The sequence below is a fragment of the Corallococcus sp. AB045 genome, assembly GCF_003668895.1.
Classification (GTDB): domain Bacteria; phylum Myxococcota; class Myxococcia; order Myxococcales; family Myxococcaceae; genus Corallococcus; species Corallococcus coralloides.
On record NZ_RAWN01000001.1, the window covers coordinates 71421 to 92244 of the forward strand.

Genomic DNA, 20824 nt, shown 5'->3' on the forward strand with positions numbered 1-20824 from the left:
GCTACGGAGTGGGCGATGCGCCCGGGACCGGAGTCCCCGCGCTCGCGCTCCGTCGCGCCTGCAGCACCTGGGCGAGGGCCATGCCGGCGAACATGGCGGGCACGAAGACGAGCAACTGCGTCGCGCCGGTGGCGAGCGAGGTGAGCGCGGGGCCGGGGCAATAGCCGCCGAGCCCCCAGCCCACTCCGAAGAGGCCCGCGCCCACGAGGAGCCCGCGGTCCACCCTGCTGGCGGAGAACGAGGGGAACTTCGCGGCGAACAGGGGCCGCTCACGTCCGAGGATGAGGGGCCGCAGCGCCGCGTGCACGGCGATGGCGCCGCCCATCACGAACGCGAGCCGGTAATCCCAATGCCCCGCGATGTCGAGGAAGCCGAGGACGTTGGCCGGGTCCGTCATGCCGCTGATGCCCAGGCCGATGGCGAAGAGGAGGCCGCTGAGAAACGCACTGATGTTTGAACGCATGGAGGGCTTTCCCTAGAGGACGTGGCGGACCAGGAAGACGGTGAGGACACCGGTGGCCATGAAGGTGAGCGTGGCCGCGATGGAGCGGGCCGAACCGCGGCTGATGCCGCAGACGCCGTGCCCGCTGGTGCAGCCATTGCCCAGCCGCGAGCCGAACCCCACCAGCAGTCCGGCCCCCACCAGCAGCCAGGCGCCGCCCGCGCTCAAGGACGTGGGGGCCGGGAAGGAGCCAGGGCGCAGCCACGCCAGCAGCAGGCCCCCGGAGAGCAGCCCGGCGAGGAAGAGCACGCGCCAGGCGACATCCCCGCGCACGGGGGCCAGCAGCGAGCCCACCACGCCGCTGATGCCGGCGACCCGGCCATTGGCCAATAGGAGCAAGGAGGCACTCAGGCCGATGAGCGCCCCACCCAGGAGGGGAGGGAGGAGGGAGGAGATCATGTCCCGTGAGAGCCAGATTCGAAGGTGGAGGATTCCGCCAGGGGAAGGCCCTGAATCCTTTTGCCTGACCGCTGGCTCTCAAGGACAGGAGGCTTCGACATGATTTTCCGCCAGCTTTTCGACTCAGAGTCCTCGACCTACACCTATCTCCTCGGCGACGAGTCCACGCGGCAGGCCGTCCTCATCGACCCTGTCATCGAGCAGGTCGACCGGGACCTGCGGCTGGTGGGCGAGCTGGGCCTCACCCTCACCCACGTCTTCGATACCCACGTGCACGCGGACCACGTCACCGCGTCCGGAGTGCTGCGCGAGCGCACGCAGGCCACGGTGGTCGGGGGCAAGGGAGGAGCCGCCTGCGCCAACGTCCAGGTGGGCCACGGAGACGAGGTGCGCGTCGGGCAGCTCGTCTTCCAGGTGCTCGCCACCCCGGGCCATACGGATGACAGCGTCAGCTACCTGCTGGGCGACCGCGTCTTCACCGGGGACGCGCTGCTCGTGCGCGGCAACGGCCGCACCGACTTCCAGAACGGGAACGCGAGCCAGCTGTACGACAGCCTCACCCGCGTCCTCTTCCGCCTGCCGGATGAAACGCTCGTCTACCCCGCGCACGACTACCACGGCCACATGGTGACGAGCATCGGCGAGGAGAAGCGGCACAACCCGCGCGTCGCGGGCAAGAGCCGGGAGGAGTTCATCGAGGTGATGAACAACCTCCACCTGCCCAAGCCCAAGAAGATCGACGTCGCCGTCCCAGCCAACCGTGCCTGTGGGCACACGGCGCCTTCACCGCAGGGGGCCTGAAGTCCCCTGCCCTTCCCAACAGGAGCAAGCCATGACACCCCACCCCTATCAGGACCTCACGCCCTCGCAGCTCGACACGCTCGGCCCCGAGGTGCGGCGCATCGACGTGCGTGAGCCGGACGAGTTCACGGGCCCCTTGAGCCACCTTCCCGGAGCGGAGCTCGTCCCGTTGGGCACGCTGGAGGCGGCGTCCGCGTCGTGGCCGCGGGAACAACCGCTGCTGCTCATCTGCCGCTCGGGTGGGCGCTCCTCGAAGGCCGCGCAGGCGCTCGCCCAGCGTGGCTTCAAACACCTCTACAACCTGGCGGGCGGGATGCTCGCCGTGCGCGAGCCCCGCGCGCCCCAGGGCTAGCGGAAACGAACTCCATGCCCATCATCGGCTTCTCGCTCGCGGCCCTCATCGGCCTGTCGCTCGGCCTGCTCGGCGGCGGCGGCTCCATCATCACCGTGCCCATCCTCGTGTACGTCCTGGGCTTCGGGGCCAAGGAGTCCATCGCCATGGGGCTGGCCGTGGTGGGCGTCACCAGCCTCTTCGGCGCGGCGGGCCACTGGCGCAAGGGCAACGTGCAGCTCCGAGCGGCCCTCGTCTTCGGGGCGGTGGCCATGGTGGGCACCTACGCGGGGGCGCGCCTGTCCGTCTTCGTCTCGGGCGCCTTGCAGCTGCTGCTCTTCGCCACGGTGATGCTCGTGGCCGCCTTCTTCATGTTCCGCAACGGCCGCAAGGAGGCCGCGCTCGCCGCGAGAAAGGAGTCCGCGCCCGTGCCCGAGCCCCGCAAGGCGTCCTTCCCGGTCATGGCCCTGGCCGCGCTCGGCGTGGGCGGGCTCACGGGGCTCGTCGGGGTGGGCGGCGGCTTCCTCATCGTCCCGGCGCTGGTGCTCCTGGTGGGCCTCCCGATGAAGCAGGCGGTGGGCACGAGCCTGCTCGTCATCTCCCTCAACTCCTTCGTGGGCTTCGCCGGCTACCTCGGCCATGTCCAGGTGCCCTGGCTCTACCTGGGCATCTTCACGGCCATCGCCGTGGCGGGCATCCTGATTGGCACCTGGGCCACCCACTACGTCTCGCAGGCGGCCCTCAAGCGGGCCTTCTCCCTCTTCCTCGTCGTGATGGGCGCCTTCATCATGTTCAAGAACCGGGAGGCGTTGGCGCGAGGTGGCGATGAGCCCGCGCCCCGCTCCAGCCACACCTCCTCAAAACGAGAGCAGTCAGGGGCGCTCCGGGGAGCGCTTTCCCCGCAGCTCCAGCAGCATCGCCAGGACAAGCAGTAACAGGATGAGGAGGACGGGGCCCAGCACGAGGCCCCCGAGCAGACCCGCCGCCGCCCAGCCGATTCCGGATCCGAAGCCCCAGACCGCACCCGTCACACCTCCAATGACGGCGCCCACGAGCATGATGGGTTCAATGAGAGTCATTGGGGATTCGCGTCGCAGTACACGTACTTCGTGCCGGGGGAGCAGCCCATGACGGCGCACTGCGGATCCTTCTTCGCCTCCTGGTCCTTCTGGATGAGGGCCTGGAGGTCATCCCCGTTCGCGCAGGACAGACACTTCACCTCTGGCTCCGCCCCGCCACAGCAGCCGCAACCACAAGCGACGTAGGTGGCGTTGCAGTCCAGGGGCGCCTTCGCCTGTGCCTTATCCCCGGCGGCCTGGCAGCCCCACCCCAGCGTGCCCGCCAGAAACAGTCCCATGAGCATTCGCATGGAGTGAAGATAGCGACATGCGCCTGCCCCTTCACCTCGCTGCACTGCTCGTCGCGGGTTGCGCGTCGACACCTCCATTCCCTCCGGAGTACCCAGGACCGCCCCAGGACGGCAAGGAGCGCGTCTGCACGCTGATTGGTTGCGGCTCGGGCATGGGGCTGGAGATGAACGTGGACGCCACCCTCGCGCAGCTGCGGGCCGGGACCTTCACGATGTGCCGGAACGGGACGTGCGTCCGGTCGCGTCTGGAGGGGTTCCGAACAGACCTGGGACGGGGATTCCTGAGACTGGAGATGCCGAAAGAGGCCGGGCGCCTTCCCTTGCTGGAGCTCTCCACGAAGCCCCTGCCCACGGGAGGCACGCAGGTCCAAGTCTCCTACGGCACCGATTCAGTGGTGCTGAAGCAGGGCGACATCTACCGGGTGACGCTCCAGGCCGTGGATGGGCGGACGCTCGGGGAGTTCCGCGGCGTGGCCCATTACAAGAAGGTCGAACCCAACGGCCCGGACTGCGGCACCTGCTACAACGTCTACTTCGGTCCAGACCGAAGCACTCCGTAGCCGCGGGAGAGGTGACTCCCCTCCCCCGCGACACGGCGCTCGTGACTACACGCGCCCTTCGGCCTTCTGCGCGCGCTCGATGCTCTCGAACAGGGCGCGGAAGTTGCCGCCGCCGAAGCCCTGGTCGCCCTTGCGCTGGATGATTTCGTAGAAGAACGGGCCCGCGTCCGCCTGCTTGTAGAGGCTCGCCGCGTCCTTCATGAAGATCTGGAGCATGTAGCTGCGCTCCTTGTCACCGTCGATGAGCACCTCCAGGTCGCGCAGGACGTTGATGTCCTCGTCGATCTTCTTGATGCCCATGTTCTGGATGCGCTCCGGCAGCGCGTCGTAATACGAGCCCGGCGTGGGCATGAACTGGATGCCCGCGTTCTGCCGCATGTCCTTCACCGAGGACAGGATGTCCTTCACCGTGATGGCCAGGTGCTGCACGCCGTCACCGCGGTGGTCCTCGTTGAAGATGTTGATCTGGCTGGCCTTGAAGAACGGGAACTTGGGCTCGTTGTTCGCGAACTTCACGCCGCTCTTCGGATCCCACATCACCTCCGACTTCAGGCCGCTGCCGTGGTCGCGCTTCTGCTGCGACGCCACGTCGTCCGTGTGGAACTCGATGTGCCAGAACTTCTCGAAGCCCATCACGTGCTCCATCCACAGGAGCATGGGCTTCATCGTCTGGAAGTTCGACGTGACGTGGTCCAGCTTGTCGAAGCCGTACTTGTTCTTGCCGCCCTTGGGCTGCGCGTGCACCTGGAAGCCCGGGTAGATGGACTTGTAGTTGTCCCGCTGCAGGAAGCGGAACGTGGTGTCGCCAAACGGCGTCGTGATGGAGAAGAACGCCAGCTTGCCGCCCGCGTCGTCCGTGAAGCGCTGGATGTCCGTGATGAACGTGGCGCCGCGCTGCTCCAGCAGCTTGAACGCCTTCTCCACGTCCTCCACCTCGAAGTTCAGCGTGCCCACGCCGTCCGGGTGCTTGCGCAGGTAGCGCCACGCGCGGCCGCCCTCGCCCACGGGCTGGCTCACGACGAGGGCAATCTCACCCGCCTGGAACAGCGCGGACTTCTGCTTGCCGTGCGCGTCCAGCTCCGGCCCGGACACCGCCACCTCCGCGAAGTCCAACCCCTTCGTGTAGAACTGGCGGCTGCGCTCCAGGTCATGCACGTACCAGTGGATGCTCTCCAGGGCCTTGATGCCCAGCGATTCCTGCTTGGCCATGTCGCTGACTCCTCGTGGTGATGAAGAAGATGATTCGTGACTACGCCGGCTGCGCGTCGGGCTGCCGGTCCGGCTGCGCCGCCTGGAAGGCGGGGAGTTCGTTGCACGCCGCTTCAATCCGCAGCAGCGTGGGATAGGGCTTCAGGTCTACACCGAACCGGCGGGCCCCGTAGAGCTGGGGAACGAGCAGGACGTCCGCGAACGACACTGCGTCTCCCACACAATAACGCCCCGCCGTCGCCTGCACCGCCGCCTCCAGCGCCGTCAGCCCGTGCACGTTCCAGTGCGCCGCCCAGGCCTTCTCGTCCGCCTTCAGCTCGTTCTTGATGCGCAGCGTTACCGACGTGTTCTGCAGGGGCTGCATGCCGGCGTTCACCATCTCCGCCAGCATGCGAGCCTTCGCGCGGAGGTACGCGTCGGTGGGCAGGAGGGCGGGCGAGGGCACGCGCTCCTCCAGGTACTCCAGGATGGCCATGGACTCGGACAGCTTGCGCGCCTGCCCGTCCGCGTCCGTCCACTCCAGGGTGGGCACGCGGGCCATGGGGTTCACCGCGCGGTAGTCCGCGGAGTTCTGCTGGCCGCCGTCCTTGAGCAGGTGCACCGCCAGGTACTCGAAGGGGAGCCCCTTCCAGTTCAGCGCGATGCGCGCGCGCCAGGACGCGGAAGAGCGCCAGTAGCTGTGCAGCTTGAGGTTCTTCATGGCGCCTTCACCACCGTCTGGGAGATGCGGCCGAAGAGGCTGTGCCCCTCGCCATCCAGCATCTCAATCTCGATGGTGTCGCCGGGCTTCATGAAGGACGTCTTCGGCTTGCCCTCGTCGATGGTCTCAATCATCCGGCGCTCGGCGAGGCAGGAGATGCCGCGCGAGCGGTCCTCGTTGGACACCGTGCCGCTGCCCAGGATGGTGCCCGCGGTGAAGGCGCGCGTGCGCGTCAGGTGCTGGATGAGGTCGCGGAAGGAGAAGTGCATCTCCGGGCCCGCGTCCGCGTCACCCACGAGCTGGCCGTTGAGCGTGCTGCGCATGCGCAGGTGCACGCGGCCGTCCTTCCACGCCGCGCCCAGTTCATCCGGCGTCAGCGCGAAGGGGCCGAACGCGGTGGCGGGCTTGCTCTGGAAGAAGCCGAAGCCCTTGGCCAGCTCCTCCGGGATGAGGTTCCGCAGGGACACGTCGTTGGCGATCATCACCAGCTTGATGTGCTTGTCCGCGTCCTCGGCCTTCGTGCCCATGGGCGTGTCACCCAGCACGACGCAGACCTCGCTCTCGAAGTCCAGGCCCCACGCCTCGTCGCGCAGCGGGATGTCCTGCGTGGGCGCCAGGAAGTCGCCGGAGCCGCCCTGGTACACCAGCGGATCCGTGCGCAGCGTGGCCGGCGGCTCCGCGTTGCGCGCCTTGCGCACCAGCATCACGTGGTTGATGTACGCGCTGCCGTCCACCCATTCGTAGGCGCGCGGCAGGGGCGCGTGCAGCGCCTTCACGTCCAGCGGGCGGCTCTGCACCGCGCCGGCTTCCAGCTGCTGCGCCAGCGCGCGCAGCTGCGGCTCCTTCACGGCCCAGTCATCCAGGGCCGCCTGCAGCGTGAGGGCCACGTTGGTGGCCAGCGCGTAGGCGGAGTTGTCCCGCTTGACGACGATGAGCCGCCCATCGCGGGTTCCGTCCTTGAGCGTCGCGAGCTTCAATTTCGCGCTCCCTCGGCGGCCTGTGGGGGAGGAAGGGGGAGGCCGCCTGACCCGACGGGCTTTTCCGCCGGGCCACCAGGCGAGTCAAGCACGCCTGTTGAACGCGGCGCGGCATCCTTCCTCCCTCCAGCAACGTTGCTGGCCGCTCGCATTCGCGTGGCTGTCGGCTGAAGGACGAAGCGCGGACCTCCCACGCCGGGGCGTCGTGGAAACCCACGTGTTCGCCTGTCGGGCCGCCTGCTCCACGAACGGACAGGGGGCACCCGGGGACGGGGGCGGGAAGCAGGAGCGTGCCGACTGTTCAAATCCCGAGCAGCGCGCGCACTGCGCGGGCCGCTCCCCCCTGGCAGGGACCCGGGCGGCAACCCAGCTTGTGGAAGAGGGACATCCGGCCGACCACGCCGCCGGGGCGACGCGGTTGGGGGGCTCGCGAGGGCACTGAATGGCGCAAGGCTTCCAACAGGCCGGCGACACCCCAAAGGAGCCACACCCGGGCCAGCGGCTGGGCAACCGCTACGAGCTGCGCCAGCGGGTGAAGGCGGGCCGGGGCATCTCCACGTGGCAGGGGCTGGACCTGCTCACGCACGAGCGCGTGCTCGTGAAGGTCACCGCCCTGTCCGCCTTCGTCCCCACGGCCCGCCACCGGCTGGAGCACGAGGCGGAGGTGCTGTCGCGGCTGCACAGCCCCGCGCTGGTGCCCGTGCGCTACCTGGGCACGTTCGACGAGCTGCTCTACCTGGTCACCCCGTGGGTGGAGGGCGAGACGCTGGAGGAGCGCCTGCGGCGCGGCCCCCTGTCGCTGCCGGAAGCCATCGTCCTGGGGCAGCGCCTGCTGAAGGCGCTCTCGGAGGCGCACCGCGAGGGCGTCCTCCACCGCGACGTGAAGCCCTCCAACATCCTGGTGCGCGACTTTCCGCTGTCCGTCGCGTGGCTCACCGACTTCGGCCTGTCGCGCAGCGAGCGGTTGGACCCGTCCCTGCGCGATTTGCCCGTGGGCACCGCGCGCTACATGTCCCCGGAGCAGGCGGGGCTCATCAACCGGCCGGTGGAGGCGCCGTCGGACCTGTACGCCGTGGGCCTGGTCCTCTTCGAGGCGCTGTCCGGCCGCCCCGCCCTGGAGGGCGCGACGGTGGGCGAGGTGCTGCGCCTGCACCTCGCCGCGCACCCGCGCCTGAGGCCCGTGGGCGTGGAGGTGCCGCTGGCGATGGAGGAGCTCATCGCGCGGCTGAGCCAGACGGATCCGGGCGACCGCTACCAGTCCGCGGACGCCGCGCTCGCGGACCTGAACGCGCTGGAGGCCGCGCTGTCCCGGGGTGAAGCGGAGCCCGCGCTCGTCACCGGCGCGCACGACCACCGCCAGAGCCTCACCGAGCCGTCCTTCGTGGGCCGCCGCGAGGAGCTGATGACGCTGGAGCTCGAGCTCGAGCACGCGCGCGAGGACGGCTCGCGCGCCGTGGTGGTGGAGGGCGAGTCCGGCGGCGGCAAGAGCCGGCTGTTGGAGGAGTTCTCCGCCCGGGCCTCGGGCCAGCGCGCGTGGGTGCTGCACGGACAGGCGCAGGACCAGGCCGCGCAGCGCCCCTTCCAGCTCTTCGCGGGCGTGGCGGAGGGCATCGCCGCCCAGGTCCGCGAGGAGCCCGCGCTGGGCGCGCTCCTGCGTGAACGGCTCGCGGGCCAGGAGGCCGGCCTGTGCACGGTGCTGCCCCGGCTCACGGAGGTGCTCCTCCCGGACTCGCGGACGCCGCGGTCGCAGGGGCTGGGGCCGGAGTCCCTGAGCGAGAGCCGCAGCGTGTGGAGCCTCACCGCGCTGTTGAACGCGCTGGGCACGCCGGACGCGCCCGCGGTGGTGGTGCTGGAGGATTGCCAGTGGGCGGACACGCTCACGCTGCGCGCGCTGGAGGCGTGGTCGCAGGGCCGCCGCGCCGGAGACGGACGGCTCCTGCTCATCGTGTCCTTCCGCAGCGAGGACATCCACGCGGACCACGTGCTGAAGCGCCTGGCCCCGGGCGCGCACCTGAAGCTGTCCGCCTTTGGCGCGGCGGAGGTGGCGCTGCTGGCGGAGTCCATGGCCGGCGTGCTGCCGCCGGAGGCCGTGGAGCTGGTGACGCGGCTGGCGGAGGGCAATCCGTTCATGGCCTCCGCGGTGCTGCACGGGCTGGTGGAGGACGGCGTCCTCATGCCCGGCCCGGAGGGCTGGTGGGTGCAGCCGGAGGCGATGGCGCACGCGCGCTCGTCGCGCCAGGCGGCCACCTTCCTGGTGCGGCGCCTGCGCCTCTTGCCACCGGAGTCCCTGCACGTGCTCAGCGTGGGCGCCGTGATGGGCAAGTCCTTCGACACGAGGGCGGTGGCGGCCCTCTCCGGCACGCCGCTGGAGGCCGTCAACACCGCGCTGGAGCCCCCGCGCCGCCGGCACATGCTGTGGACGCAAGGAACGCGCTCCACCTTCGTGCACGACAAGCTGCGCGAGGTGCTGTTGGATTTGCTCTCCCCGGAGGAGCGCCGGGAGCTGCACCGGCTGGCCGCGCGGGCCGCCCAGCAGTCCGTGCCCACCGACCCGTTCGAGCTGGCCTACCACTTCGACGCGGCCGGTGAGCGCGCGCAGGCCCTGCCCTACGCGCTGGTGGCCGCGGAGCAGGCGCGCCAGCGCTTCTCATTGGACAGCGCGGAGGTGAACTACCGCATCGCCGAGCGCGGCGCGGAAGGCGCGGACGCGCACACCCGCTACCGCATCGCGTCCGGGCTGGGCACCGCGCTGATGATGCGCGGACGCTACGACGAAGCGCAGCGGCAGCTGGAGGCCGCGCAGGCCCTGGCGCGCGACCGGCTGGAGCAGGGCCGCACGCTGGGCCACCTGGGCGAGCTCGCCTTCAAGCGCGGCCAGACGGTGCAGGCCAACGCCTACCTGGAGCAGGGCCTGAAGCTCCTGGGCCGCTGGGTGCCGCCCGGCATGCTGACCACCGGCGCCAGCGCGGCGTGGGAAATCCTCACGCAGGCCGCGCACACCGTGGCGCCGCGCCTGTGGCTGGGCCGCAAGTCCCTGGCGCGGGGCGAGGAGGACCTGCTCGCGGTCAACCTCTACAGCCGGCTCGCGTACGGCTACTGGTACCAGCGGGGCCGCGCCGCGGTGCTGTGGGCGCACCTGCGTGACATGAACCTGGCGGAGCGCTACCCGCCCACGCCGGAGCTGGCGCAGGCGTACTCCGCGCACTCGCCCGCGCTCACCACCCTGCCCTGGTTCCAGCGCGCGTACGCCTACGCGGAGAAGTCGCTGGCCCTGCGTCAGCAACTGGGCGACGTGTGGGGCCAGGGCCAGTCGCTGCACTTCTACGGCCTGGCCCTCTATGCGTCATCGCGCTTCAAGGACTGCATCGAGAAGTGCCGGGAAGCGGTGCGCCTGTTGGAACGCACCGGCGACCCGTGGGAGGTGAACAACGCCACCTTTCAAATCGCCATGTCGCTCTACCGCCTGGGCCGCCTGAAGGAGGCCGCGGCGGTGAGCCAGAAGCTGCACGCGGCGGCGCTCGCGCTGGGGGACCGGTACTCGCTGCGCCTGGGCCTGGAGGCGTGGGCCAAGTCCACCGGAGGCCGCATCCCCGCGGCGCTGCTGGAGACGGAGCTGGCGGCGCCCACCGCCACCGACCCGCAGTCCTTCGCGGGCGTGCTCCAGGCGGAGGGCCTGCGCCTGTTGCGCGAGAACGAACCCGCGCGCGCCGCGGAGGTGCTGGAGCGCGCCGAGCGCGTGGTGGAGGACGCGCACCTGCGTCAGGAGTACGTGGCCCCCATCACCCCGTGGCTCGCCACCGCGCGAAGGCGGCTGGCGCAGCAGGCCAGCCCCCTCAACCCCAGGCAGCGCGAGCGGCTTCTGAAGGAGGCGGATGGCGTGGCGAAGCGCGCCCACGACGTCGCGCGCACCTACCGCAACAACCTGCCCCATGCGCTGCGCGAGCGCGGCCTGATGTGCGCGCTGCGTGGCCGGCCCGCGAGGGCCCGCACGCACCTGGACGAAGCCCTGCGCGTGGCCGAACAACTGGAGATGCGCCAGGAGCGCGCGCTCACGCTCCAGGCCCGCGGCGAGGTGGGCCGGGTGCAGGGCTGGCCCGGCGCCGCGCGCGACCTGGAGATGGCGGCGCGCGAGCTGGTGGCCATGGAGGACGGCCTGCACCGGGAGGCGGAGCACGCCACGGCCGGCGTGGAGACGCTGTCGCTGGTGGACCGCTTCCCGCGCGTGCTGGAGGTGGGGCGCAGGCTCGCCTCCGCCCTGTCGCGCGAGGCCGTCTTCGAGACCGCGCGCCAGTCCATGCAGGAGCTGCTGCGCGCGGAGCGCTGCGCCGTGGTGGACCCTCGCGCGGTGGTGTCCGAGGAGGACGCGAGGAACCAGGGCCTCAGCCGCACCGCGCTCGCGCGCGCGCTGGAGACGGGCCGCATCACCGTGCTGGGCCAGGGGCTGCCCGGTGGCATCAGCGAGAGCATGGAGCTGCTCGGGGTGCGCTCGCTCCTGTGCGCGCCCCTCCAGGTCCGCGGCAAGACGGTGGCGTGCGTGGTGGCCAGCCACCGCAAGGTGGGCGCGCTCTTCGGCGAGGACGAGGAGCGGCTGGCCTCCTTCGTGGCCATCCTCGCGGGCGCGGCGCTGGAGAACGCGGAGAACTTCGAGCGCGTCGCCGCCCTCTCCGAGGAGCAGGGCCGCCTGTACCGGGAGGAGCAGGAGGCCGTGCGCCGGCGCGACGACTTCCTGTCCATCGCCGCGCACGAACTGAAGACGCCGCTCACGTCGCTGCAGCTGCACATCCAGGGGCTCCAGTCCAAGGCGAAGGGCGCGCCCATGCCTCCGGAGAAGCTGACCGCGAAGCTGGAGTCCGCCTATTCGCAGACGCAGCGGCTGGGGAAGCTGGTCAACGACCTGTTGGACATCTCCCGCATCGCGCAGGGCCAGCTGCACATCAAGCGCGAGGACGTGGACCTGGTGGCGCTGGTGCGCGGCCAACTGGAGCGCAGCCGCGAGGCCCTGGTCCGCGCCGAGTGCGAGGTGCGCTTCCACGCCAGCGAGCCACGCCTCATCGGTCACTGGGACGCGCTCCGGATGGAGCAGGTGGTGGGCAACCTCTTGACCAACGCCATGAAGTACGGCGCGGGCAAGCCGGTGGAGGTGACGCTGGACGGGGACGCGACGGGCGTGCGCCTGGAGGTGCGCGACCACGGCATCGGCATCGCGGAGGAGGACCGGGCGCGCATCTTCGAGCGCTTCGAGCGCGCGGTGTCCGTGCGCCACTACGGCGGCTTCGGGCTGGGGCTCTGGATCGTCCGCGAAATCGTCCAGGCGCTGGGTGGCAACATCGACGTCGCCAGCGCCCCGGAGCAGGGCTCCACCTTCACCGTCACCCTGCCCCGCTCCGGCTCACCGATGCACTGACTAGCGGCGCGTCACTTCCAGGTAGATGACGTTGTCCTGCGAGTCGCGGAACAGCCGCACGTTGTCCACCTGCTCCAGCGGCGTCTCCGCCAGCAGGTCGCGCATGCCGTCCTCGTCCCGGTAGGTGAGCCACCAGTCCATGAAGGCCTCCATGTAGCCCGTCTCCGGCGGGTGCACCGCGAAGTTGGCCACCAGCAGGCGTCCGCCCGGGCGCAGCATCTGGAAGAGCAGCGCGGTGAGGCGGGCGGCCACGGAGTCCGACAGGTAGTCGTACAGCCCGGCGGAGTACGCGAAGTCCAGGTCCGCGAACGCCGCCTTGCCTGCGAGCAGCGAGCGGACCGAGCCACACACCGGCCGCACGATGCCGCCCGGATGCAGGCGCGAAATCTCCGCCAGGCTCACCGGATCCTGGTCGAACGCGATGAGCTCCTGGAGCCGGCGCTCCGCCACCGCGCGCGACGCCTCCGCCTCCCGCAGGTGCCCGCACGCCACCGACAGCACGCGCCCGTCCGGCCGCCGCCCGGCCGTCTCGTCCATCATCCGCGCGAGCAGCTCCCGGCGCTCGCGCACGCTCCGCGCGGAGGGCTGCCCGTGCATGTAGCGGTAGATTTCGCGGCCCGCGTGCAGCTCGTCCGCCGCGTGGTCCATGTAGAGGTAGTCGATGAGCGCCGCGTCCCCCGCGTAGCCGCGCGGCCGCTCGAAGGCGTGCCGGGTGAAGGGACACTGATGCAGGAAGGGGCGCATGGGGTGCTTGCGCGCCAGCTCCTGACAGAAGCGCTTCCACACCTCCGGGCTCCACTGCCGCCGCCGCTTGATGAGCCCCCCGTGCAGGGCCGTCATGCCGGCATGCAGCGTGTCGTCCGGGCCCTGCATCATCCGGGAGTGCAGGCTGTCCAGCCACTCCCGCGCCTCCATGAACGATTCCTCGGGTGGAGGCGCCTCTTCCCGGGGGGCATTCACCAGGATGAGGTGGTTGGCTTCAGGCGCGACCGGAAGAGCCGCGCCGTGGACCGACAAGATGGGTTGGCGCATAGGCATCATCCTGACAACCGGGGAGCGGGGGGCATCCACTTCCCGCGCCCCCGCCCTTCGCCAGGCCCGGCTCCAGCCATCCGGCCGAGCCACCCTGCACCACCCGGCCCACACCGGGCGCACGTGGCGTGACGCCCCGGGTCCGCGGGGCCCTCCGGGCGCGGTTCTACCCGCGAGGTCCGACAATCCCCGCTCCGGGGGGAGGGATTGCGGGGGGCGCGGTATCCGGCGACAGGCACTGCGGTTAGGATGGCGCGCCCCGCCTGGAAGAGAGCCGCAAGCCGCGCATGAAGATTGAAATCGCCCACCTGCCCCACGACATCATCGAGATCATCTATCCCTCGGAAGTGACGCCGAAGGACGTGACCGAGTACGTCGAGCAACTGAAGAAGGACATCACCGCCCGCGGGGGCACGGAGTGGTCCGCGCTGGTGGACCAGTCCAAGCTTCGGGTGATGCCCGCCACGGTGGTGGGGGAGATGGCCCGGCTGAACGCCTACGCCCAGCAGCGCGGCATGAAGCGCTCCGCGCGTGTGGTGAGCGACCCCGGCAGCGGCCTGCAGGCGTGGCGCATGACCAAGAACGCCGGCCTCACCATCCCGGCGAAGACCTTCGAGTCCCGCTCCGAGGCCCTGTCCTGGCTCGAAGCCCCCGACGCGGACTGAAAGCAGAACCCCCGACGTCCCCTCCCCCCGGTCCTTTCATGCGACCGCACGGGTCCGCCTACGTCTTCCAGTAACACCCCCTTTCTTCGCTGTGTCTGTCGCCGTACCCGTCAGGAGTCACCCCGCATGTCCGTGCCCGTCCCCGCCCGCCGCGCGAAGCTGCTCGGCACCCTGTTCTGTACCCTCACCGCCCTGGCCTGCGGGCCGGCCCCCGAGTCCGGCGCGCCGGAGCAGCAGCCCGCGCTGACCGAGTCCAGCGCGCCGGTCGTCTACGGCAACGACGACCGCTACGACGTCTACGCGCACCCCAACGCGGCCCTGCGGGACCTGGCGCGTCAGTCCACCGTGATGCTGACGGTCCCGGACTTCCTCGACATGAGGGACCCGAACAACGTCAAGGTGGACCCGCTGACGCTGGGCGAATACGAGGAACTCTGCTCGGACCAGCGCTTCTACGACGACCCCATCCCGGCCCTCTGCTCCGGCACGCTCATCGACGATGACCTGGTGCTCACCGCCGGCCACTGCGTGGGGCCCGCGACGCCCAACGACGACTTCATCGAGTGCAAGGACGCGCGCTTCGTCTTCAACTTCTACAAGACGGCGGACGGCCAGCTGCAGAACATCACCAGCCAGGACGTCTTCTCCTGCAAGAGCATCGTCGCGCGGCACCTGAGCACCGGGAACGAAGCCAGCATCCTGGACTACGCCATCATCCGGCTGGACCGCTCCGCGGCGCCGCGCTTCAAGCCCGCCCCGGTGCGTCCGGGCAACGCGGCCCTGACGACGGGCCAGAACGTGGCCGTCATCGGCAGCGGCAGCGGCGTCCCGTTCAAGATCGACTCGGGCGGCTCCGTGCGTGAGAACAACGCCGAGTACATGGACTTCTTCGTCGCCAGCACGGACACCTTCGCGGGCAACTCCGGCTCCGGCGTGTACGAGACGGCCAACAACACGGTGGCGGGCATCCTGGTGCGCGGCGACGAGGACTACAAGCGGCGCGCGGGCGCCAGCTGCTACGAGGTCAACGTCTGCGCGGAGAATGGCTGCAACGGTGAGGAGATCACCTACGTGCACCACGCCATCCAGGGGCTGTGCACGGCCACCACCAACCTGCGCCTGTGCGGCACCACGCCGCCGAACTTCACCTTCACCGCGACCAACACCTCCAGCGCCACGCGCAACACCGTCAACGGCACGGTGACGCTCAAGGCGGGCGACAAGCTCACCGTGGGCACCTGCGGCGTCAAGGACGCGGCCCTCACCAGCGGTGACTCCTGGGTGCGCCTGCGCGGCCCGTCCGGCACGGAGGTCGCCTCCAACGACGACGGCTGCGGCAGCGGCTTCGGTTCGAAGCTCACCTACACCGCCAGCGTCGCGGGCACCTATGAAGTCCGCGCCGGCTGCTACCAGAACGGCAGCTGCGCCGGCACGGTGGCCTGGGAAATCACCTCGGGCGGCACGACCACGCCCCCGGGCGGCACCCAGGCCTTCAGCGTCAGCGACACCGCCAACGCCACGCGCAACACGCAGAACGTGAACGTGGACATCGCGCCCGGCCAGACGCTGACCTTCGGCAGCTGCGGCGTGGGGAGCGCGACGGGCACGGGTGACACGGTGGTGCGCCTGTTCAACGCCGCCGGCCAGCAGGTGACGTTCAACGACGACGCCTCCGGTTGCGGCTCGCTGTCCCGCGCGACCTACACCGCGCCGGCGAGCGCGGGCGGCGCGTATGTGATCCGCGTGGGCTGCTTCGGCGGCGATGCGTGCAGCGGCACGCTGGCCTGGACCCTCCAGTAGCCTTTCGCTTCCCTGTTTCCCTTCCGGGCCCGTCCCTCCCCACCGTGGGGAGTGGCGGGCCCGGTGTCTTTCCGGCTTCCTGCCGCCCCGCCAGGAAGGCAGGCGAGAAAGGCAGGCGGAGGCACGGGCCCCGCGCAGGCAGGGAACAACCGCGGACCTAACTTGAAGGACTCATCCCAGTCCCTTCGAGGCCGCGCGTGCAGTCACCGGACGCCCGACAACAGGAACTCTGGCGCCGGGCACGCCGGCTGTCGTCCGCCGTGGCGGGGCTGACGCTCGTGCTGAGCGCGGCGGTGCTCCTGGGGTGGGCGGTGGGCAGCGTGACGCTGACGCAGCTCGTTCCCGGCCTGCCAGCGATGGTCCCCCTGACGGCCTCGGCCCTGATGCTCACCGCGGGCGCGGAGCTGGCGCTGGGTGGACGGCAGGCCGCGGCGCGGCGGATGGGCGTGCTCATGGCCCTGACGGTCGCGTTGTGGAGCGTGCTGCTGCTGGGCACCTACGTGGGGGATTCCCCCCGCTGGGACGCCCTCTTCCAGGCGCTGGGCGGGCGCACGTCGCCGCAATCCGCGTCGCTGCTGCTGCTGCTCGGCCTGGCCCTGGCGCTCCGGGATGCACGAAGCCGGTGGGGCGCGCGGGCCTTCCAGGGGATGGCGCTGGGGGCCCTGGTCCTGTCCTTCAGCGTGATGGTGGCCTACTCGTTCCAGGAGCCGCGGTTCTACTGGTTCGCCGGCCGGGGGGGCGTCGGCATCGCGCTGCACACCGACGTGTCCCTGCTGCTGCTCTCCCTGGGAGCGTTGCTCTTGCGTCCGGAGCAGGGCGTGGTGGGTGCGTTCCTGCACGCGGGCGCGGGCGGGATCATGGCCCGGCGGCTGCTGCCCGCGCTGCTCGTGCCCCTGGTGGGCGGCGTGGCGGCGCACCAGATGCTGCGCCACACGCGGATGGAGCCCCACCTGGTCTGGTCGCTGCTGGAGGTGGCACAGGCGGCGGTGCTGACCTGGGTGGTCTGGCGCGCGGCCACGCGCCTCAACGCCCTGCATGCCGAGCAGCTGCGGGCCGAGGAGCGCACCCGGGAGGACGCGCGGGCCCAGCGGCGGCTGGCGGAGGAGAACGCGCGGCTCTACGCGGAGGCGGAGGCGTCCTCCCGCGCGCGCGAGGACGTGCTGGCCATCGTGTCCCACGACCTCAAGAACCCGCTCTCCACGGTGCGGATGGGGACGGGCGTGCTCACGCGGCGGCTGGACACCCTGGCGGGAGGGGCGGCGCTCCAGCGGCAGGTGGACGCCATCGACCGGGCGGCGGCGCACATGCAGGACCTCATCACCCGGCTCCTGGACGCCGCGCGGATGGACGCGGGGCACCTCCTCATGCTGGACCGCCGCTCCGAAGCCGTGGAGCCGCTCGCCCAGGAGGCGCTGGCGATGGTGGAGCCCCAGGCCCGGGACAAGGGCGTCCGCCTGGAGCGCCGGCTCTCCCAGGGGCTGCGCGCCTCCTGCGACCGCCCGCGCATCCTCCAGGTGCTGGCCAACCTGCTGGGCAACGCCGTCAAGTTCACCCCGCCCGGGGGCACCGTGACGGTGAGCACCACGCAGGACGCGGGGACCGTGCGCGTGAGCGTGCGCGACACCGGCCCCGGCATCCCCAAGGCCCACCAGGCCCGGCTCTTCCAGCGCCACTGGCAGGCGAGCGACACCGCCCACCAGGGCAGCGGCCTGGGGCTCTACATCGCCTGCGGCATCGTCACCGCCCACGGGGGCCGCCTCTGGGTGGACAGCGACGAAGGGGCAGGGACGACGTTCACCTTTACCTTGCCGGAGTCTCCCCCCGACCATCCGCCCCTTGACACCTTGGAGGGCGAGGTCTAACGCAAGGCGCCATGAGCACACCCCGCTTCCCGCCGTCGCCCCGCCGCCCCGTGAGCACCGAGGGTCCGCTGCGAGTCCTGCTGCTGGAGAACATCCACGCCTCGGCCCAGGAGATGCTGAAGGCGGAGGGCTTCGAGGTGGAGCGGCTGTCCGCGGCGCTCAAGCCGGAGGACCTGGCGGAGCGGCTCAAGGGCGTGCACCTGTTGGGCATCCGCAGCAAGACGACGGTGCCGGAGGAGTCGCTGAAGTACGCGGAGGACCTGCTGGCGATTGGGGCCTTCTGCATCGGCACCAACCAGGTGGATCTGCTCGCCTCCAGCGTGCACGGCGTGCCGGTGTTCAACGCGCCGTTCAGCAACACGCGCAGCGTGGCGGAGATGGTGTTGGCGGAGGTGGTGGTGCTGACGCGCCAGCTCTTCGACCGCAGCCGGGAGGTGCACACGGGGCAGTGGCGCAAGGTGGCCACGGGCAGCCACGAGGTGCGCGGCAAGACGCTGGGCATCATCGGCTACGGGCACATCGGCTCGCAGCTGGGCGTGCTGGCGGAGGCGCTGGGCATGCGCGTCCTCTACTACGACGTGATGACGAAGCTGCCCCTGGGCAACTCGCGGTCGGTGGCCACGCTGAACGCGCTGCTGGCGGAGTCCGACTTCGTGACGCTGCACGTGCCGGCGCTCGCGTCCACGCACTTGATGATGGGCGCGGAGCAATTGGCCGCCATGAAGCCGGGCGCGTGCCTCATCAACGCCAGCCGCGGCACGGTGGTGGACATCCCGGCGCTGGCGCAGGCGCTGCGCTCCAAGCACCTGGGCGGCGCGGCGGTGGACGTGTACCCGGAGGAGCCGGAGGGCAACTCGGACGGCTTCGTGACGGAGCTGCAGGGGCTGCCCAACGTGGTGCTCACGCCGCACATCGGCGGCTCCACGGAGGAGGCGCAGGCGTCCATTGGCAAGGAGGTGGCCACGTCGCTGCTCAAGTTCGTGAAGGGCGGCGCGACGACGGGTGCGGTGAACTTCCCCAACGTGGAGACGCCCATCAACCCGGGCACCCACCGCATCATCAACGTGCACCGCAACACGCCGGGCGTGCTGCGTGACATCAACCGCATCGTGTCCGACATGAACGCCAACATCCACGCGCAGGTGCTGAGCACGGACGCGAACGTGGGCTACCTGGTGATGGACCTGGACCAGGACGTGTCCCGCCAGGTGTGCGAGGCCATCGCCGGGCTGGAGACGGACATCAAGACGCGCATCGTGTCCTGATGTGCCCGGCCCAGGCCCGGACGGCCTGGGCAACACCCCATGCGGCCCGCTCCAGGAGCAGGCCCTGGATGAGGAAGCCCAGGGCCCAGAACAGGGGCGCTCCCACGGGATCCCAGTTCACGGCGTACGTGGGGAAGAGCCCGGTGAGGAAGTACAGGACGCGCACGGGGATGCCCAGGAACACCATCCCCCAGCGGTGCTGTCCGAGTCCGGCATCCCCCAGCAGCGTCGCCAGGCCCATCCACAGGAGCAGCGGCAGCACCGCCCACGCACCCACCCGCATCAACCACTTGAAGACCTTCATGTCCCCCGCCTTCCGGCTCCGTGTTTCACCGGACCGAAGCTAGCGGGGACCGCCGCGCGAAGCTGCTCCGGCCCGCCGACACTGTCTGTCGTTGCCGGGCCTGCTCAGGCGTCCAATATCTTTCCCGGGTTGAGGATGCCGGCCGGATCCAGCGCGCGCTTGAGGGTGCGCAGCAGCTCCAGCTCCCCGGGCGCGCGTGTGTAGTCCAGGTAGTCCTTCTTGAGCAGGCCGATGCCGTGCTCGGCGGAGATGCTGCCGCCGTGCTTGCGCACGAGGTCGAACATGGCGTGGTCGGACTGCTTCGCGTGGGCGAAGAAGTCCGCCTTCTCCACCGCGTCCGGCTTCATCACGTTGACGTGCAGGTTGCCGTCGCCAATGTGGCCGAAGAGGCAGATCTCCCAGCCCGGGTAGCGGCTGGCGAAGATGGCATCCAGCTCCGCGCAGAACGCCTCCAGGTTCGCCACCGGCAGGGAGATGTCGTTCTTGTGCAGCACGCCCGTGGCGGAGAGGCTCTCGCTGATGGACTCGCGCAGCGACCAAAGCTCCTGCGCCTGCGCGGCGCCTTGCGCCTGGGTGCCGTCGGTGACGAGCCCGCGCTCGAAGAGGGAGCCGAGCCACGCCTCCACCGCCGCCGGGTCACCCCCCTCGGACTCCAAGAGGACGTAGCAGCCGCTGGGGGCCTCGAAGGGCGAGCGCAGCTTGCGGTGGCGCTGCACGCGGGCCAGACACTTGTCGGTGAAGAACTCGTAGGCGGACAGCACCAGCGGCGCCTGGCGCGCGTCGCGGAACAGCCGCAGCACGGCGGCCACGTCCGGCACCGCGAAGAGGAAGACGTCCTGCTTGCCCGGCAGCCGCGTCAGCTTGAGGGTGGCCTCCGTGATGACGCCCAGCGTGCCCTCGCTGCCGATGAAGAGCTGGCGCAGGTCCGCGCCGGTGTTGTTCTTCTCCAGCGCGCCGTTGAGCTCCAGCACCTGCCCCTGCGCCGTCACCACCTGGAGGCCCAGCACCCACTGCCGGGTGAGGCCGTAGCGGATGACCTTCACGCCGCCCGCGTTGGTGGCGATGTTGCCGCCCACGGTGCTGCTGCCCTTGGACGCGAAGTCCACCGGCCACGTGAGCCCGTGCGGCGCGCAGTGCTGGTGCACGGCCTCCGTCACCGCGCCGGCCTGCACGCGCACCGTGTTGCCCAGCAGGTCCACGGGCTCCATGCGGGTCATCCGCTTGAGCGACAGCACCACCTCGCCGCGCATGGCCACCGCCCCGCCCGCCAGGCCCGTGCGCCCGCCGGAGGGCACCACCGCGACGCGGTGCTGGTGGCACAGCGCCACGAAGCGGGCCACCTCCTCCGTGGTGCGAGGGAAGACCACCGCACCCGGAGCAGGGGCGTACACGCGCGTCCAGTCGCGGCCGTACTCCTGGAGCTCCGCAGGCTCCCGGGTGAGGAAGTCGGCGGGGAAGGACTCGGCGATGGCGCGGAGGAAGTCGGCGGGCAGCGCGGCGGTGGACATGGGTCCAAGGCGTATTGCAGCCCCCGGGGCCTGACAAGCCCGGCGGCGGCCCGGCGCACGGCCCCCGACGCATGCCGGGCCGGGAAAGAGCCAAGGGTTCCAGCTCACCCCGTATAGGGCTCGGACGCCGCGCCCC

The 20824-nt window shown here is 70.7% G+C and carries 18 protein-coding genes; 9 read left to right on the forward strand and 9 right to left on the reverse strand.

The window, feature by feature from the left end:
• Position 1: 1 nt before the first annotated feature.
• Positions 2–463, reverse strand: coding sequence for a DUF6691 family protein (locus tag D7Y21_RS00320; RefSeq protein WP_120561368.1), 462 nt, complete (start codon positions 461–463; stop codon positions 2–4).
• A 12-nt stretch (positions 464–475) separates the two neighbouring features.
• Positions 476–901: a YeeE/YedE family protein gene (locus D7Y21_RS00325; RefSeq protein ID WP_120561367.1), complete on the reverse strand. Its 426-nt coding sequence runs from the start codon at positions 899–901 to the stop codon at positions 476–478.
• A 99-nt stretch (positions 902–1000) separates the two neighbouring features.
• On the opposite strand from D7Y21_RS00325, the gene D7Y21_RS00330 reads away from it, so the two are divergent.
• Genes D7Y21_RS00330 through D7Y21_RS00340 form a run of 3 tightly spaced genes read left to right on the forward strand, consistent with a single transcriptional unit; the run spans position 1001 to position 2968 of the window.
• Positions 1001–1702: an MBL fold metallo-hydrolase gene (locus D7Y21_RS00330; RefSeq protein WP_121710492.1), complete on the forward strand. Its 702-nt coding sequence runs from the start codon at positions 1001–1003 to the stop codon at positions 1700–1702.
• Positions 1703–1733: 31 nt separating this feature from the next.
• A complete protein-coding gene (locus tag D7Y21_RS00335; protein WP_120561365.1) occupies positions 1734–2054 on the forward strand; it encodes a rhodanese-like domain-containing protein in 321 nt (106 codons plus the stop codon).
• Positions 2055–2068: 14 nt separating this feature from the next.
• On the forward strand, positions 2069–2968 hold the full coding sequence (locus D7Y21_RS00340; protein WP_121710494.1) for a sulfite exporter TauE/SafE family protein: 900 nt from the start codon (positions 2069–2071) through the stop codon (positions 2966–2968).
• A gap of 140 nt (positions 2969–3108) precedes the next feature.
• Here the strand turns inward: D7Y21_RS00340 and D7Y21_RS00345 are convergent, their stop codons facing one another.
• A complete protein-coding gene (locus D7Y21_RS00345) occupies positions 3109–3390 on the reverse strand; it encodes a hypothetical protein (RefSeq protein ID WP_147469151.1) in 282 nt (93 codons plus the stop codon).
• 29 nt (positions 3391–3419) lie between these two features.
• Here D7Y21_RS00345 and D7Y21_RS00350 point away from each other — a divergent pair, with 29 nt between their 5' ends.
• Entirely contained in the window at positions 3420–3962 is a 543-nt protein-coding gene (locus tag D7Y21_RS00350; RefSeq protein WP_147469152.1) for a hypothetical protein, read from the forward strand.
• 45 nt (positions 3963–4007) lie between these two features.
• On the opposite strand, the gene hppD is transcribed toward D7Y21_RS00350, so the two are convergent.
• Genes hppD through D7Y21_RS00365 form a run of 3 tightly spaced genes read right to left on the reverse strand, consistent with a single transcriptional unit; the run spans position 4008 to position 6848 of the window.
• Positions 4008–5171: a 4-hydroxyphenylpyruvate dioxygenase gene (gene hppD / locus D7Y21_RS00355; RefSeq protein ID WP_120561360.1), complete on the reverse strand. Its 1164-nt coding sequence runs from the start codon at positions 5169–5171 to the stop codon at positions 4008–4010.
• Between the two features lie 40 nt (positions 5172–5211).
• Positions 5212–5871, reverse strand: a complete 660-nt coding sequence (gene maiA / locus D7Y21_RS00360) for a maleylacetoacetate isomerase (RefSeq protein WP_121710500.1) — start codon at positions 5869–5871, stop codon at positions 5212–5214.
• Positions 5868–6848 (reverse strand): fumarylacetoacetate hydrolase family protein, encoded by a 981-nt coding sequence (locus D7Y21_RS00365; RefSeq protein ID WP_121710502.1) that lies wholly within the window; start codon positions 6846–6848, stop codon positions 5868–5870. The genes maiA and D7Y21_RS00365 overlap by 4 nt, the downstream gene beginning before the upstream one ends.
• Before the next feature lie 442 nt (positions 6849–7290).
• On the opposite strand from D7Y21_RS00365, the gene D7Y21_RS00370 reads away from it, so the two are divergent.
• Entirely contained in the window at positions 7291–12252 is a 4962-nt protein-coding gene (locus D7Y21_RS00370) for an ATP-binding protein (protein WP_121710504.1), read from the forward strand.
• Here the strand turns inward: D7Y21_RS00370 and D7Y21_RS00375 are convergent, their stop codons facing one another.
• Positions 12253–13284 (reverse strand): class I SAM-dependent methyltransferase, encoded by a 1032-nt coding sequence (locus D7Y21_RS00375; protein WP_120561356.1) that lies wholly within the window; start codon positions 13282–13284, stop codon positions 12253–12255.
• A gap of 287 nt (positions 13285–13571) precedes the next feature.
• Between D7Y21_RS00375 and D7Y21_RS00380 the strand changes: the two genes are divergently transcribed.
• The 4 genes from D7Y21_RS00380 to serA all read left to right on the forward strand — a co-directional run bounded on the left by D7Y21_RS00380 (position 13572) and on the right by serA (position 18876).
• Positions 13572–13949: an STAS/SEC14 domain-containing protein gene (locus D7Y21_RS00380; RefSeq protein ID WP_120561355.1), complete on the forward strand. Its 378-nt coding sequence runs from the start codon at positions 13572–13574 to the stop codon at positions 13947–13949.
• A 126-nt stretch (positions 13950–14075) separates the two neighbouring features.
• Positions 14076–15749 (forward strand): serine protease, encoded by a 1674-nt coding sequence (locus D7Y21_RS00385; RefSeq protein WP_121710506.1) that lies wholly within the window; start codon positions 14076–14078, stop codon positions 15747–15749.
• Positions 15750–15946: 197 nt separating this feature from the next.
• Complete coding sequence (locus D7Y21_RS00390) at positions 15947–17611, forward strand: HAMP domain-containing sensor histidine kinase (protein ID WP_147469153.1); 1665 nt, start codon at positions 15947–15949, stop codon at positions 17609–17611.
• A gap of 11 nt (positions 17612–17622) precedes the next feature.
• Positions 17623–18876 carry a phosphoglycerate dehydrogenase gene (serA, locus tag D7Y21_RS00395; RefSeq protein WP_121710509.1) on the forward strand — a complete coding sequence of 418 codons (1254 nt, stop codon included), beginning with the start codon at positions 17623–17625 and terminating at the stop codon, positions 18874–18876.
• On the opposite strand, the gene D7Y21_RS00400 is transcribed toward serA, so the two are convergent.
• Together D7Y21_RS00400 and D7Y21_RS00405 are read right to left on the reverse strand one after the other, a co-directional pair.
• Entirely contained in the window at positions 18854–19180 is a 327-nt protein-coding gene (locus D7Y21_RS00400) for a hypothetical protein (RefSeq protein WP_121710511.1), read from the reverse strand. The genes serA and D7Y21_RS00400 overlap by 23 nt on opposite strands.
• 104 nt (positions 19181–19284) lie before the next feature.
• Positions 19285–20688 carry an FAD-binding oxidoreductase gene (locus tag D7Y21_RS00405; protein WP_121710513.1) on the reverse strand — a complete coding sequence of 468 codons (1404 nt, stop codon included), beginning with the start codon at positions 20686–20688 and terminating at the stop codon, positions 19285–19287.
• Positions 20689–20824 lie beyond the last annotated feature (136 nt).

Coding starts and splice junctions, on each gene's coding strand:
- D7Y21_RS00335 (WP_120561365.1), top strand. CDS start 1,734: ATGACACCCCACCCCTATCAGGACCTCACGCCCTCGCAGCTCGACACG.
- D7Y21_RS00350 (WP_147469152.1), top strand. CDS start 3,420: ATGCGCCTGCCCCTTCACCTCGCTGCACTGCTCGTCGCGGGTTGCGCG.
- D7Y21_RS00325 (WP_120561367.1), bottom strand. CDS start 901: ATGATCTCCTCCCTCCTCCCTCCCCTCCTGGGTGGGGCGCTCATCGGC.
- D7Y21_RS00345 (WP_147469151.1), bottom strand. CDS start 3,390: ATGGGACTGTTTCTGGCGGGCACGCTGGGGTGGGGCTGCCAGGCCGCC.
- D7Y21_RS00330 (WP_121710492.1), top strand. CDS start 1,001: ATGATTTTCCGCCAGCTTTTCGACTCAGAGTCCTCGACCTACACCTAT.
- D7Y21_RS00320 (WP_120561368.1), bottom strand. CDS start 463: ATGCGTTCAAACATCAGTGCGTTTCTCAGCGGCCTCCTCTTCGCCATC.
- D7Y21_RS00405 (WP_121710513.1), bottom strand. CDS start 20,688: ATGTCCACCGCCGCGCTGCCCGCCGACTTCCTCCGCGCCATCGCCGAG.
- serA (WP_121710509.1), top strand. CDS start 17,623: ATGAGCACACCCCGCTTCCCGCCGTCGCCCCGCCGCCCCGTGAGCACC.
- maiA (WP_121710500.1), bottom strand. CDS start 5,871: ATGAAGAACCTCAAGCTGCACAGCTACTGGCGCTCTTCCGCGTCCTGG.
- D7Y21_RS00400 (WP_121710511.1), bottom strand. CDS start 19,180: ATGAAGGTCTTCAAGTGGTTGATGCGGGTGGGTGCGTGGGCGGTGCTG.
- D7Y21_RS00340 (WP_121710494.1), top strand. CDS start 2,069: ATGCCCATCATCGGCTTCTCGCTCGCGGCCCTCATCGGCCTGTCGCTC.
- hppD (WP_120561360.1), bottom strand. CDS start 5,171: ATGGCCAAGCAGGAATCGCTGGGCATCAAGGCCCTGGAGAGCATCCAC.
- D7Y21_RS00375 (WP_120561356.1), bottom strand. CDS start 13,284: ATGCGCCAACCCATCTTGTCGGTCCACGGCGCGGCTCTTCCGGTCGCG.
- D7Y21_RS00370 (WP_121710504.1), top strand. CDS start 7,291: ATGGCGCAAGGCTTCCAACAGGCCGGCGACACCCCAAAGGAGCCACAC.
- D7Y21_RS00385 (WP_121710506.1), top strand. CDS start 14,076: ATGTCCGTGCCCGTCCCCGCCCGCCGCGCGAAGCTGCTCGGCACCCTG.
- D7Y21_RS00380 (WP_120561355.1), top strand. CDS start 13,572: ATGAAGATTGAAATCGCCCACCTGCCCCACGACATCATCGAGATCATC.